This is a genomic window from Niveibacterium sp. 24ML, from assembly GCF_026586805.1.
In the GTDB taxonomy this organism is placed as follows: Bacteria; Pseudomonadota; Gammaproteobacteria; order Burkholderiales; family Rhodocyclaceae; genus Niveibacterium.
In genome coordinates this window covers 29,581-42,599 of the sequence record NZ_JAPFHA010000021.1, presented here as the reverse complement: position 1 = coordinate 42,599, position 13,019 = coordinate 29,581, and the positions used below count along the sequence as shown (strand labels likewise).

12 protein-coding genes are annotated in these 13,019 nt (G+C 65.3%); 3 read left to right on the top strand and 9 right to left on the bottom strand.

Annotated elements, in window-relative coordinates; translation table 11 throughout:
- Nucleotides 1–15: 15 nt before the first annotated feature.
- Nucleotides 16–981, bottom strand: coding sequence for a glycine--tRNA ligase subunit alpha (gene glyQ / locus OPU71_RS16475; protein WP_267729126.1), 966 nt, complete (start codon nucleotides 979–981; stop codon nucleotides 16–18).
- 98 nt (nucleotides 982–1,079) lie between these two features.
- Nucleotides 1,080–1,478, bottom strand: coding sequence for a hypothetical protein (locus OPU71_RS16470; protein ID WP_267729125.1), 399 nt, complete (start codon nucleotides 1,476–1,478; stop codon nucleotides 1,080–1,082).
- 132 nt (nucleotides 1,479–1,610) lie between these two features.
- Here OPU71_RS16470 and OPU71_RS16465 point away from each other — a divergent pair, with 132 nt between their 5' ends.
- From OPU71_RS16465 to OPU71_RS16455, 3 genes are all read left to right on the top strand, one after another.
- A complete protein-coding gene (locus OPU71_RS16465) occupies nucleotides 1,611–2,993 on the top strand; it encodes an MATE family efflux transporter (protein WP_267729124.1) in 1,383 nt (460 codons plus the stop codon).
- A 93-nt stretch (nucleotides 2,994–3,086) separates the two neighbouring features.
- On the top strand, nucleotides 3,087–4,061 hold the full coding sequence (locus OPU71_RS16460; protein WP_267729123.1) for a sulfite exporter TauE/SafE family protein: 975 nt from the start codon (nucleotides 3,087–3,089) through the stop codon (nucleotides 4,059–4,061).
- Nucleotides 4,062–4,188: 127 nt separating this feature from the next.
- Nucleotides 4,189–4,731: an NADPH-dependent FMN reductase gene (locus tag OPU71_RS16455; RefSeq protein WP_267729121.1), complete on the top strand. Its 543-nt coding sequence runs from the start codon at nucleotides 4,189–4,191 to the stop codon at nucleotides 4,729–4,731.
- Nucleotides 4,732–4,785: 54 nt separating this feature from the next.
- Here OPU71_RS16455 and pap read toward each other — a convergent pair whose 3' ends face one another.
- The 7 genes from pap to miaB all read right to left on the bottom strand — a co-directional run bounded on the left by pap (nucleotide 4,786) and on the right by miaB (nucleotide 13,010).
- The gene (gene pap, locus OPU71_RS16450; protein ID WP_267729119.1) at nucleotides 4,786–6,267 is read right to left on the bottom strand and encodes a polyphosphate:AMP phosphotransferase; all 1,482 of its coding nucleotides are present in this window, start codon (nucleotides 6,265–6,267) and stop codon (nucleotides 4,786–4,788) included.
- 179 nt (nucleotides 6,268–6,446) lie between these two features.
- The gene (gene lnt / locus OPU71_RS16445; RefSeq protein WP_267729118.1) at nucleotides 6,447–7,922 is read right to left on the bottom strand and encodes an apolipoprotein N-acyltransferase; all 1,476 of its coding nucleotides are present in this window, start codon (nucleotides 7,920–7,922) and stop codon (nucleotides 6,447–6,449) included.
- Nucleotides 7,923–7,968: 46 nt separating this feature from the next.
- Entirely contained in the window at nucleotides 7,969–9,060 is a 1,092-nt protein-coding gene (locus tag OPU71_RS16440) for a DUF2891 domain-containing protein (protein ID WP_267729117.1), read from the bottom strand.
- A gap of 29 nt (nucleotides 9,061–9,089) precedes the next feature.
- The gene (locus OPU71_RS16435) at nucleotides 9,090–9,932 is read right to left on the bottom strand and encodes an HlyC/CorC family transporter (protein ID WP_420712394.1); all 843 of its coding nucleotides are present in this window, start codon (nucleotides 9,930–9,932) and stop codon (nucleotides 9,090–9,092) included.
- A 117-nt stretch (nucleotides 9,933–10,049) separates the two neighbouring features.
- Complete coding sequence (gene ybeY, locus OPU71_RS16430; RefSeq protein ID WP_267729114.1) at nucleotides 10,050–10,730, bottom strand: rRNA maturation RNase YbeY; 681 nt, start codon at nucleotides 10,728–10,730, stop codon at nucleotides 10,050–10,052.
- Nucleotides 10,708–11,676: a PhoH family protein gene (locus OPU71_RS16425; protein WP_267729179.1), complete on the bottom strand. Its 969-nt coding sequence runs from the start codon at nucleotides 11,674–11,676 to the stop codon at nucleotides 10,708–10,710. The genes ybeY and OPU71_RS16425 overlap by 23 nt, the downstream gene beginning before the upstream one ends.
- The gene (miaB, locus tag OPU71_RS16420) at nucleotides 11,673–13,010 is read right to left on the bottom strand and encodes a tRNA (N6-isopentenyl adenosine(37)-C2)-methylthiotransferase MiaB (RefSeq protein ID WP_267729112.1); all 1,338 of its coding nucleotides are present in this window, start codon (nucleotides 13,008–13,010) and stop codon (nucleotides 11,673–11,675) included. Before miaB ends, OPU71_RS16425 begins: the two co-directional genes overlap by 4 nt.
- Nucleotides 13,011–13,019 lie beyond the last annotated feature (9 nt).

Below are 13,019 nucleotides of genomic sequence, written 5' to 3'. Positions count from 1 at the left end.
TTCATTTACGGCTTCTTAAGCGCGGGTGGCGAGTTCGGCGCGTACGGCTTCGATGCGCTGGCACTCTTCTTCTCCCAGCAGCGCACGCAGCTTGGGGTCGTCGAGCTTGGCCATCGGGAAGCCGAGGCGATCGCGCGAGGCGAGGTAGGCCTGCGCCACCAGGCGCGAGTTGGCGCGGATGCGGCCGATGTAGGCAGCCCGCTCGGTCACCGAGATCGCGCCGCGTGCATCGAGCATGTTGAATGTATGCGCGCTCTTCAAGGCCATCTCGTAGCCCGGCAATGCGAGGCCGGCGTCGATCAGGCGCTTGGCTTCGGACTCGTAGTTCGCGAACTGGCTGAAGAGGAAGTCGACGTTCGAATGCTCGAAGTTGTAGGTCGACTGCTCGACTTCGTTCTGGTGATAGACGTCGCCGTAGGTCACACCCGGCGTCCAGATCAGGTCGTAGACGTTCTCGCAGTCTTGCAGGTACATCGTCAGGCGCTCGAGGCCGTAGGTGATCTCGCCGAGCACCGGCTTGCATTCGAGGCCACCAACCTGCTGGAAGTAGGTGAACTGCGTGACTTCCATGCCGTCGAGCCAGACTTCCCAACCCAGGCCCCAGGCGCCCAGCGTCGGGTTTTCCCAGTCGTCTTCGACGAAGCGGATGTCGTGCTCGTTGGTGTTGATGCCCAAGGCGCGCAGCGACTCGATGTAGAGCTCCTGGATCGCGAGCGGCGAGGGCTTGAGCACCACCTGGTACTGGTAGTAATGCTGCAGGCGGTTGGGGTTTTCGCCGTAGCGGCCGTCCTTGGGGCGGCGCGAAGGCTGCACGTAAGCGGCGTGCCACGGCTCGGGGCCGATCGCGCGCAGGAAGGTGGCGGTGTGGCTGGTGCCGGCGCCGACTTCCATATCGTAGGGTTGCAACAAGGCACAGCCGTGCTCGCTCCAGAACTTCTGGAGGCGCAGGATTACTTCCTGGAAGGTGGGTTTCACGCTCATGGGTCCTGGGCGGCCTGACCGCCGGATCGGGGCAAAAGCGCGATTTTACAGGGTTACGGCCCTCCGGCGCGCGATCGTTTGCGTCGCGCGCCCCCGACTTACTCGCCCAAGGCGTCGAGTGAAAGGCCCCAGCGCTCCATCAACTTGATCAAGAGGCGCTGCTCGCCTTCGGAAATGCGGCCGTCGACCTTGCTCATCACCAGGATGGAGGCCGCCACCGTGCGGCGCAGAGACGGCCGCGTGATGTCTGCCGCGAGGCGATCAATGCGCGCATCTTCGAGCAGATGCACCCGCGATTGCTCGGCCTCCTCGACCAGATCGCGGCAACAATCCAGCAATACCTGGACGAAGCCTTCACGGCTGAGGCCAACCGCTTCGTGGATCATGTGTTCGTCGATCAGCGCGATCTCGTTCTCGTGCAGGCGCCCATCGGCAAGAATCGCAAAACAGACCAGGCGTGCAGCGGCTTCGGGGCTGTTGGCGGGGTAACTGCGCATGCGTGGCGGGTCTCCAGATTGAGGCGGCGATTCGACTGCGCAAAAGCGGCATTCGTTCCCGCAGGGTTGTACAGGATACAAGCCGGATACGCTCGGCGGCTACACTGCCGCCTTTGCGCCCGCCCGTCTCCCATGCATCGCCTGCCCCGCTTCATTGCCGAATCCCGCAGCCTGTTCCGCCTCACCGGCCCGCTGGTGGCCTCGCAGGCGGTGTACATGCTGATGGGTCTGATGGACACCATCATGGCCGGCCATGCCGGCGCCGAAGAGCAGGCGGTGGTCGGCCTCGGCGTGGCGCTGTGGGTGCCGGTTTTTCTGGCCCTGCTGGGGATCGCGCAAGCAGTCAGTCCGGTGGTCGCACACCATCATGGCGCCGGTGACAACGCGGCGATCGTTGCCGATACCCGCGAAGGGCTCTGGCTGGCTGCCATCGCCGGCATCGTCCCTTTCCTGCTTGTACCCTGGGTGCCGGCGGCGCTGGCAGCCGCGCAGATCGAGGCCGGGCTTGCCGAAAAGGTAGTGCTGTTCCTCTGGGGCGTGGTGCTGGGCTTGCCGGCCGCCTTGCTCACCCGAACGCTGGGCTTCTATTCGGCGAGCATCAACCACACCCGCCCGCTGATGGTGTTCGGCGCGCTGGGCCTGCTGGTGAACTTCGTCTTGAACTGGGTACTGATCTACGGCCACTTCGGCCTGCCGGCCATGGGCGGCGCCGGGTGCGGCTGGGCCAGCGGCATCGGCATGTGGGCGGGCTTGATCATGATGTCGCTCTACACCGCCCGGGCGCGCATCTACCGCGATGTGTTCCTGTGGCACGGCTGGTGCTGGCCGCACTGGCCACGCCAGAAGAACCTGCTCAAGATCGGCCTGCCGATGGGCGCATCGATGCTGGCAGAGGTCTCGGCCTTCGCCGGCGTTGCGCTGCTGATCGGCCGCTTTGGCGCAGTGCAGATCGCCGCGCACCAGGTGGCGCTGAACTTTGCATCGCTGGTTTTCATGCTGCCCCTGGGGCTCTCAACCGCGATTTCGATTCGCGTCGGGCAGGCGCTTGGCGGTGGCGATCCGCGCGCGGCGCGCTTCATCGCGTGGTCGGGCGTGCTGATCGGCCTCGCGATTGCCGCCGCAATGGTGCCCCTGGTCCTGCTCGCTCGCGAAGGCATCGTCGCCCTCTACACCCCCGACGCTGCGGTGCAGGCCACCGCATCCACGCTGCTGATCTTTGCCGCCGTGTGGCAGCTTTCCGACGCCACCCAGGTTTGCGCAGTCGGCGCGCTGCGCGGTTACAAGGTGACGGTGATGCCGATGTGGCTGGCGATTGGCGCCTTCTGGGTGGTGGCGATTCCGCTCGGGGTATTGCTCGGCTATCAGGGCGCCGGCAGTCTGAACGCCCTGGGGGTATTCGGCTTCTGGATCGGGCTGGTGGTCGGGCTCACGCTGGTGGCCATCGGGCTCTCGCTCATTCTCCGGCGTGTGGCGCGCCAGCGGATCAGCGACGCGCTCGGCGGCGCCACACATTAATTGCAATTCAGAATATACATATCAGGCATGTGCATCAATTTGGAATAAGCGGGCTGCTAGGGTGCCGACCAAGCCAAAAACCCGCCGTCCAAAATGAAACTCCGCAACCCAGACCTGCAAGACCTGAGCATCAACCCCGAGCACGAAGCGCTCGGCATTCCCCCGGTGGAATACGCAGTAACCCACGCGAGCGACCACCCGGTACTGCGCCTTGCGAGCTATCTGGTCATGGCCGCGCTGTCTGCGCTGGTGATCTTTCTGATCTACCGGCTGTTCTGGGGCGCGCAGGCAGCTTCGGGCACCGAACTGATCGTCAGCGCCCTGCACAACCCGACCTTCTGGAGCGCACTCGGCGTCGGCCTGCTGGCGCAGGTGATCGACGGCGCGCTGGGCATGGCTTACGGAATCACCGCCACCAGCTTCCTCCTCGCCTCCGGCGCGTCGCCCGCGATGGCCAGCGGCGCTACCCACCTTGCAGAAGTGTTCACCACCGGCGTATCCGGCGTTTCTCATCTGAGGCTGGGCAACGTGAACAAGCGCCTGTTCCTTGCCCTGCTGCTGCCGGGCATTATCGGCGCACTGATCGGCACCTACATCCTCAGCAACGTCGACGGCAAGTTGCTCAAGCCCTTCATCAACGCCTACCTGCTGCTGATGGGGCTGTACGTGCTGAGCAAGGCCTTCCGCCACATCAAGGTCAAGCACGACATCAACCCCCGACGTGTCGCCCCGCTCGCACTGTTTGGCGGCTTCATGGACACCACCGGCGGCGGTGGCTGGGGCCCGATCGTCACCACCTCGCTGGTCGGATCGGGGCATGACCCGCGGACGACGATCGGCTCCGTCAATTTCGCCGAGTTCTTCCTGACGGTGACGGTGGCAACCGCCTTCTTCACCATCCTCGATAACTCGGTCTGGCGGATGGTGGCGGGCCTCGCCATTGGCGGGCTGTTCGCGGCGCCGCTCGCCGCCTACATCACCCGCCACTTCAAGACGAAAACCCTGCTGATCCTTGTCGGCGCACTGATCAGCCTGGTCAGCGCCATCAACATCGCGCGCCTTTTCTGACGCAGCCGCCCCCCCCGCCGAGTCGAGCGGGCGGCCTGACGAATCTGTACGATCGGGATCTTCCACCCGGCGCCTCGCGACCCGAGGCGCCAGTCACCCCACACGGATTCATGACTGGAGGCAAACCATGAAGGTACTCGGCATCTGCGGCAGCCTGCGCCAGCAATCAAGAAACAAGGGCCTGCTGCGCTACGCGGCCGCCAACCCGCCCGAGGGGATGACGATCGAGACGGCCGACCTCTCGGCCCTGCCCTTCTACAACGCCGACATCATCGAGCGCCCCGCATCCGTCACCACGCTCTTCGCGCAACTGGCCGTCGCCGATGCCGTGCTGCTGGTCTGCCCGGAGTACAACTACTCGATGGCGCCGGCGCTGAAGAACGCGCTGGACTGGGCCTCGCGCGAGACCGACAACCGCCTGCTGGCCGGCAAGGCCGCGGCGATCATGGGCGCAGGCGGGGGCATGGGCACCTCTCGCGCGCAGTACCACTTGCGGCAGACCTGTGTCTTCCTCGATCTGCACGTCGTGAACAAGCCCGAGGTATTCGCCAACGCATTCAGCAACAGCTTTGACGGCGACGGAAACCTGATCGATCAAAGGCTGCAGGAACTGGTGCAGGCCCAGTTGCGGGCGCTTCAGGATCTGGCAACAAAACTCAAACAGGGCTGAACAGAAGCAGCGCCCGCCGCAAGTGCGGGCGCCACCGGGCAAGGCTGCGGCGCGTCAGAGCCCCAGTTCGCGCTCGATGCGCTGGCAGACGGTCTTGAGGATCTTGATCCGCGCGTGCTTCTTGTCGTTGGCCTCAACCAGCGTCCACGGCGCCTGGCCGGTGCTGGTGCGATCGACCATGTCGCACACGGCTTCGCGATAGGCGTCCCACTTCTCGCGATTGCGCCAGTCCTCCTCGGTGATCTTGAAGCGCTTGAAGTCAATCGCTTCGCGCTCCTTGAAGCGGCGCAATTGTTCCTCGGCATCGATCTGCAGCCAGAACTTCACGACGATCACGCCCGCCACGTCCAGCGCGTGTTCGAAATCGTTGATCTCGGTGTAGGCGCGCAGCCAGTCGGGCTCGCTGCAGAACCCTTCAACCCGCTCCACCAGCACACGGCCGTACCAGGTGCGATCGAATATCGTCACCCGCCCCTTGCGCGGCACATGGCGCCAGAAGCGCCACAGATAGGGCTGGGCGCGCTCTTCATCGGTGGGCGCAGCGACCGGCACAATCTGGAACTGGCGCGCATCAATCGCCGCGGTAATGCGCCGGATCGCGCCGCCCTTGCCGGCCGCGTCCGAGCCCTCGAAGGCCAACACCAAGGCACGGTTACGGAACTTGGGATGGCGCACCAGTTCCGACAGACGCCCCTGCCACTTGGCGAGCTGGCGTTCGTAGGCCGCCTTCTCGACAGTCAGCGACAGGTCAAGCGCGGTAAGCACATCACGGCCGTCGATCCGCGGCGGCATCGGCGGCGCCACCGGAAAGTTCTGCGGCATCGCATTGGCCAGCCGGTACTTGAGCGCTTCGAGCAGCGCCTTGCCAACCCGCAGGTTGCGATAGTTGTCGTCCGAGCCATCCACCACGATCCACGGCGCCCAGGGCGTGTTGGTGATGCGCAGCACATGGCCGGCCACGTCGATCAATTCATCGTGGGTCTTCAGGCGCGACCAGCTTTCCTTGGTCACCCGCCACGCGGTGCGGGGGTCGGATTCGAGCTTCTCGAAGCGCGCACGCTGCGCCTTCTTCGAGAGGTGAAACCAGAACTTGAGCACCAGCGCGCCTTCGTTGGCCAGCATGCCCTCGAAACGGTTGATGCGCGCCATTTCGTGGTCCACCTCGTCTGGCGTGCGCTTGCCCTCGATCCGCTCGGCAATCGGGCTTGAGTACCACGAACCGGCAAAGATGCCGATGCGCCCCTTGGGCGGCAGCGAGCGCCAGTAGCGCCACATGTGCGGGCGATCGCGCTCTTCGTCGGTGAGGGTGGAGAACGCGAGGGTTGAAAGAAAGCGCGGATCAAGCCATTCGTAGAGCATGTTGATGGTCTCGCTCTTGCCGCCGCCATCAACGCCTGAAATCAGCAGCAAGACCGGAAATTTCGCCGCCTCACGCAGTTCGAACTGGATGTTGAGCAATTCCACGCGGAGCGACTCAACCTCTTTGCGGAAGGTCTTGTTGTCGATGCTGTGACCAAGTTCTGCCGATTCAAACATGGTGTAGCCCCCTCAAGCGCCATGCTGCATGGTGAATGGATCGGCGCAAGCTTACGCTCGCCGGCGCGAGCGCGGGGCTGATGTGCCTCAAGCGGCGCGGCGGCAGAAGCCCCCCGTGCCCGGGCGGACGGCCCCTCCCAGGGCGCCGTCCGCCCGCGCGCGCGGCGGAAGCGGGCGCGTCAGCGGCGCCGTGTGACGATCAGGGCCAGCAAGATCACCATCGAGAGCACCACCACCGGCGCATTGCCCAAGCGCGCGTAGGGCGTCATGCCGCGATAGCCGCGCACCTCGGCATTAAGCGCGCCGCGCGTGAAGGCGGGCAGCACGGCCTGGACGCTGCCGTCCGGGCGGATCACGGCGGTCATGCCGGTATTGGTGGCGCGCAGCATCGGGCGGCCGGCCTCGAGCGCGCGAATCCGCGCAATCTGCAGATGCTGCGGCTGCGCGTGCGAGTCGCCGTACCAGGCAAGATTGCTGATGTTGAGCATCAGCGTGGCCTCGGGCAGCGAGGCGATCAGCTCTTCACCGAACACATCCTCGTAACAGATGTTCATGGCGACCTTCTGGCCGGCCAGATCAAACGGCACGCCCGACTGCCCGCGGCTCTGGTCAGACATCGGGATCTTCGCGAGCTTGTAGAACCAGCCGAACAGCGGCGGCGAGTACTCGCCGAAGGGCACCAGGTGACGTTTGCTGTACACCTGCTGCGCGGTGCCGCCGATGGTGACGGCGCTGTTGAAGATGCGCCCCTCGGCATCGCGGGTGAATACGCCCATCACGCCCTCGCCGCCGCGCTCACGCATGGCTTGCGCAAGGGCCGCAAGATAGTCTTGCGGCACATGCTCCAGCAGCATCGGCAGGGTGGTTTCCGGCAGCACCATGATCTGGCCCTGTGCGCCCTGCAAGGCTTCGAGGTTGGCATCGAGCACGGTCTGCATCCGCTCGCGATCCCACTTCATGTCTTGCGGCACATTGGTCTGCACCAACGCCACCCGCACCGCTTGGCCGAAGGGCTCGGTCCACGCGATCTGGCCCAGCACGGCCCCCACCGCCAGCAGCCCGAGCGCGCCCCCCACCGCCGCCAAGCGCGTGCGCCGACCCGCCGGCCAGGCGAAGACCAGCGCCGCCGACAGGCCCGCGACGATGAAGCCCAGGCCATACACGCCGACCAGCGGGGCGTAGCCGGCCAGTGGGCTGGGTGGCGTCTGCGAATAGCCCACCGCGAGCCAGGGAAAGCCGGTGAAGATCCAACTGCGGGTCCACTCTGCCAGCGCCCATACGGCCGCCATCAGCACCGCATCGCCGGCCCAGTGCCCGCGCCGCAAGCGCGCGAACAGGTAACCCGCCAGGGCCGGGAGCAAGGCGAGGAAGGCGGACAGCAGGCCGATCGCCAGCGCTGCCAGCGCCACTGGCATGCCGCCAAAGCGATGCAGCGCCACCATCAGCCAGCCCATGCCAACGAAGAACGCGCCGGTGCCCCAGCACAATCCGTACAGCGCAGCGCGAGCAGGCGAGGCGTCGCGCCAGGCCCAGGCCAGCAGGCCGAGCGCCGGCACAATCAGCAAGGCCAGATCGAAGGGGGCATAGGCGAGCACCGAGAGCGCCCCGGCAAGGAACAGGATCAAGGGCAGCAGGTAGGGCCGTACAGGTTTCATGGTGGCGCTCTGCCTGCCGTGCGCGCGGCGCGCCCACGGCAGCGCGTCAGGGGGTTTCGGTCAGGAGGTAGGTGGCGAATTGCGGCAGCCAGTGCTCGCCGGCGTAGTGGCCGGACAGCACCGCGGCAAGCCCCGCTTCGGCGTGCAAGCGGGCCGCCCTGCTTGCCGGCGCACGGCGCGGGTCTTTCTGCGGCAGCGCGGCAGCGATGGCGCGCCAGCACCAGGCGCGCGAGAGGTTCAGGCCATCCAGGTGCACCAGGTGGCCGTCCGTGCGATCGAGCACCTTGCCCGGGGTGAACAGCGTCGCCGGCTTGCCCTGCTCAATGCCGCGCAGGAAGCGCCCCAGCCAGCGCGAGAACTCGTCCGCCGGCATCACCCGTCGCATCAGATCCGCCTCGATCAGCGCGGGCGAGAGGAAGTCGTAGCCGGAAGGCTCCAGATGCGCGGCAGCGTCGGTATCACCGGCGTACCAGTCTCGTGCGCGCTGCACGATCAAGGCTTCGAGCGGGCGGGCATTGGTAGCGCGCGCGAAGTCCAGCGCAAACCCCAGCGCCAAGGCGCTGTTGGTGTGAGTGCCAACCCGTATCGGATAGACCAGCTTCGGCAGAAAGGCGATGAAGCGCGCAACAAACGCGTCGGTCAATGGCTGCAATTGCTGCGACCAGCGGCGGCCCTGGGGGTCGTCCCACTGCGCGAGATCCTGCGCCAGCCGCAGGTACCAGCCCCAGCCATAGGGACGCTCGAATGCGCTGCTCTCGGGCCGCTGCAGGTAGGCCAGTTCGACCGCCACGTTCGCCGGCGCGAAATGCCCTTCAAGCACCGCGCGAATCGCGTCTGCCTGCGCCAGCGCGGGCTGCGTGCGCAACAGGCGGATCAGCATCCAGTGCCCATGCACCGAGGAATGCCAATCAAAACTGCCGTAGAAGATCGGGTGCTGCGCGCGCGGCGCCTGCACATCGGCCGGCCCGGCCATGACATGGTCGAGCTTGTTCGGGAACTCGGTCTGGATCGCGTTGAGCGCCACCGCCGAAAACCGATTGGCCATTTCAAGCGTGAGGCTGGCCTCTGCCGCAACGCCGGCCAGGCCCGCGCGCGGCAGCGCAAACGCACCGGCAGCGGCGGCCGTCAATCCCAGCACTTGCCGCCGTGTCCAGACAGGCCTGCGCATTACTCGCCCGCAGCGGGCGCAGCCGGGATGCGCTCGACCAGCAAAGTGTAGATCCTGCGGCTGTCGGCGCGCAGCACCTGGAAGCGGAAGCCGTCATGCTCGACCACTTCATTGCGCTTGGGCAGGCGCCCCAGTTCGTTGATCACCAGACCACCGATGGTCTTGTAGCTTTCATTCGACCAGGTCGTGGCGAAGGCTTCGTTGAAGGCGCCAAGGTCGGTGACCGCCTTGACCCGGTAACGGCCGGCCTGGTCGGCGATGATGTTTCCGTCGCCTTCGTCGAAGTCGTACTCGTCTTCGATGTCGCCGACGATCTGTTCCAGCACGTCTTCAATGGTGACCAGCCCGGCAATGCCGCCGTATTCGTCCACCACGATGGCCATGTGATTGCGGCTGACACGGAACTCGCGCAACAGCACATTGAGGCGCTTGGATTCCGGGATGAACACCGCCGGGCGCAGCATGTCGCGCAGATCGAAGCGCTGGCCGGCAAAGTAGCGCAGCAGATCCTTGGCCAGCATGACGCCCAGCACATCGTCCTTGCCATCACCGACCACCGGGAAGCGAGAGTGCGCCGCGTCGATCACGAAGGCCGCGATCTTCTCGATCGGGTCGTCGACGTGCACGACATCCATCTGCGCGCGCGGGATCATCACGTCGCGCACCTGGATGTCGGCAACACCCAGCGCGCCTTCGATGATCGCCATCGCGTCGGCGTCGAATACATTGCGTTCGTAGGCCGCGTGCAGCAAATCGAGCAAGGCGCCGCGGTCATCGGGTTCGCGCATGAGCAGCGCGGAGAGTCGTTCGAGCAGGGTCGGTCGACTACTGGAAGGTTCCATGAAGGAAGGGGTGAGTGGTTAGGGGCAAACTGCCGACACGCCAGTCAGTTTGCCGCTGACCACTCGGGTCAGCGATGCGCGCCAGCCAAGCGGCCGCCGCGCGAAAAACCAATAGCTTCAAGCCGCGTAAGGGTCAGGATAGCCCAGAGACGAGAGGATTTCCCGCTCCAGCGATTCCATCTCTTCCGCGTCCTCTTCGTTTTCGTGATCCCAGCCCTGCAGGTGCAGCGCACCATGCACAAGCATGTGCGCGGCATGCGCTTCGAGCGACTTGCCCTGCTCCTGCGCTTCGCGCACCACCACCGGCCAGCAGATCACCAGATCACCCACCACCAGCGGTTCTTCCGCGTAGGGGAATGAGAGCACGTTGGTGGCGTAGTCCTTTTGACGGAACTCCATGTTCAGCGCACGGCTCTCGACTTCACCGACAAACCGCACGGTGATCTCGGCATCGGCACCCAGCGCCGCCTCGATCCAGCGGCGAAGCTTGGCTTTTGAGGGCAGGCCGGCCTTTTCACCCTTGGCCAATTCTTTCTGAATGGTCAATTCGAGGTCGTGCACTTCAGCCGGGGTTTCCGCCACCGACAGCACGTGGATCGTCGCCAGATTAGCGGCGCCCGGTTGCATCAGCATGACGGGCAGGCCCTGGTCGGCATGCGCTTCGATCGCCAGATCGCCCATATCCCCCGGCGGGAAGGCGATGCGCAGGTAGCGGCCGCCGTCGAGCGGCACTTCGATCGAGGCCACTTCAAGCTTCTGGCGTTTGCCCTTGGTGTTAAGGACGGTGATGGTCTTCATGGCTGTTCTCCGCGGCGTCTTTTTCGTAGGCAGCAACAATGCGCGCCACCAGCGGGTGACGAACAACGTCTTCTTTCAGGAACCGGGTCGTGCCGATACCGCGCACGCCCGCAAGGATTCGCGTCGCCTCGGCCAGGCCGCATTTGTGGCCACGTGGCAGGTCGACCTGCGTCAGGTCGCCGGTGATCACCGCCTTGGAGCCGATACCCATGCGGGTGAGGAACATCTTGATTTGTTCCGGCGTGGTGTTCTGCGCTTCGTCGAGGATGATGAAACTGTGATTGAGCGTGCGGCCGCGCATGAAGGCGAGCGGCGCGATCTCGATGCACTGGCGCTCGAACAGCTTGGCAACACGGTCGAAACCCATCAGATCGTAAAGCGCGTCGTACAGCGGCCGCAGATACGGATCGACCTTCTGCGCCAGATCCCCCGGCAGGAAACCCAGGCGCTCACCGGCCTCAACCGCCGGCCGGGTCAGCACGATGCGCTCGACCAGCTGGCGCTCGAAGGCATCGGCCGCGCAGGCCACCGCCAGGTAGGTCTTGCCGGTGCCGGCCGGGCCGACGCCGAAGGTGATGTCGTGCTCCTGGATGTTGCGGATGTACTCGGTCTGGCGCGGCGTGCGGCCGTGCAGATCACCCTTGCGGGTCAGCAGGCCGGTGGCCGGCTGCGCAGCCTGCGAGGTGTTGTTCAGTTCCACCATGCCAAGCTGGATGTCGTCCACCGACAACTCTTCGTCCGCGCGCTCGTACAGGAAGCGGATCGCGCGGGCAGCAAGGCGCGCTTGCGCCAGATCGCCGCGCAGCGCGAAATGTTCGCTGCGGCGCGCGATCGCCACATCGTAGGCGGCCTCGATCTGGCGGATGTTCTCGTCGAGCGGCCCGCACAGCTTGGCGAGGCGGTCGTTGTCGAGCGGCGTGAGCGAAACTTCGATCGGCTTCATCAGTCGGCAATCACCACTTCACCGCGCAGCGAATGCGGCAGCGCGGAGACGATCTTCACATTGATGAAGTGCCCGATCTGGCGCGGGTTGCCGGGGAAGTTGACGATCCGGTTGTTGTCGGTGCGGCCGGCGAGTTCTTCCGCATTCTTGCGCGACGGCCCCTCAACGAGAATCCGCTGCACCGTTCCCACCATGCGCTGGCTATGCTCGGCGTACTGCTCGTCGATGCGCTTCTGCAGGCGCGAAAGCCGCGCAAGCTTGGTTTCCTGCGGCGTGTCATCGGCCATGTCGGCCGCCGGCGTACCGGGCCGCGCGCTGTACACAAAGCTGAAGCTGCCATCAAAGCCGATGTCGTCGATCAGCCTCATCGTCGCTTCGAAATCCGATTCGGTCTCGCCCGGGAAGCCGACGATGAAATCGGAGGTCAGCGACAGATCCGGCCGCGCCGCGCGCAGCTTGCGCACCACCGATTTGAATTCCAGCGTCGTGTAGCCACGCTTCATCGCCGCCAGCACACGGTCGGAACCGCTTTGCACCGGCAGGTGCAGTTGCGACACCAGCTTGGGCAGATTCGCGTAAGCCTCGAACACGCGCGGCGTCATCTCGCGCGGGTGCGATGTCGTGTAGCGGATGCGCTCGATGCCGGGCAGATCGTGCACGCATTCGAGCAGGAAGGCGAAATCGCCCATCTCCTCGCCGCCCTTCGCAAGCGGCGCACGCCACGCGTTCACGTTCTGACCCAGCAGCGTCACTTCCTTGACGCCCTGCGCGGTCAGGCCGGCGATCTCGGTCAGGATGTCGTCGAGCGGGCGCGACACTTCCTCACCGCGGGTGTAAGGCACCACGCAGAAGGTGCAGTACTTCGAGCAGCCTTCCATGATCGACACGAAGGCGCTTGCGCCCTCGACGCGTGCCGGCGGCATCGAATCAAACTTCTCGATCTCGGGGAAGCTGATGTCCACCTGCGCACTGCCGCTCGCCTTGCGCTGCGCAATCAGCTTGGGCAGGCGGTGCAAGGTCTGCGGGCCGAAGACCACATCGACGTAGGGAGCGCGCTCAACGATCGCCGCGCCCTCCTGGCTGGCCACGCAACCGCCCACACCGATGATCAGGTTCGGGTTGCGCTGCTTGAGGTGCTTGACCCGGCCCAGATCGTGGAACACCTTCTCCTGCGCCTTTTCGCGCACCGAGCAGGTATTGAAGAGGATCACGTCCGCCTCTTCCGGGTTATCGGTTTTTTCGAGCGCCTCATCGGCGCCCAGCACGTCGGCCATCTTGTCCGAGTCGTACTCGTTCATCTGGCAGCCGAAGGTGCGGATGTAAAGCTTCTTCGTCATGAAATCACC

What these genes read in the sequence shown, in the direction of transcription:
- glyQ (WP_267729126.1), bottom strand. Translation starts at nt 981, where the DNA reads ATGAGCGTGAAACCCACCTTCCAGGAAGTAATCCTGCGCCTCCAGAAG.
- OPU71_RS16470 (WP_267729125.1), bottom strand. Translation starts at nt 1,478, where the DNA reads ATGCGCAGTTACCCCGCCAACAGCCCCGAAGCCGCTGCACGCCTGGTC.
- pap (WP_267729119.1), bottom strand. Translation starts at nt 6,267, where the DNA reads ATGTTTGAATCGGCAGAACTTGGTCACAGCATCGACAACAAGACCTTC.
- OPU71_RS16455 (WP_267729121.1), top strand. Translation starts at nt 4,189, where the DNA reads ATGAAGGTACTCGGCATCTGCGGCAGCCTGCGCCAGCAATCAAGAAAC.
- miaB (WP_267729112.1), bottom strand. Translation starts at nt 13,010, where the DNA reads ATGACGAAGAAGCTTTACATCCGCACCTTCGGCTGCCAGATGAACGAG.
- OPU71_RS16435 (WP_420712394.1), bottom strand. Translation starts at nt 9,932, where the DNA reads ATGGAACCTTCCAGTAGTCGACCGACCCTGCTCGAACGACTCTCCGCG.
- lnt (WP_267729118.1), bottom strand. Translation starts at nt 7,922, where the DNA reads ATGAAACCTGTACGGCCCTACCTGCTGCCCTTGATCCTGTTCCTTGCC.
- ybeY (WP_267729114.1), bottom strand. Translation starts at nt 10,730, where the DNA reads ATGAAGACCATCACCGTCCTTAACACCAAGGGCAAACGCCAGAAGCTT.
- OPU71_RS16460 (WP_267729123.1), top strand. Translation starts at nt 3,087, where the DNA reads ATGAAACTCCGCAACCCAGACCTGCAAGACCTGAGCATCAACCCCGAG.
- OPU71_RS16465 (WP_267729124.1), top strand. Translation starts at nt 1,611, where the DNA reads ATGCATCGCCTGCCCCGCTTCATTGCCGAATCCCGCAGCCTGTTCCGC.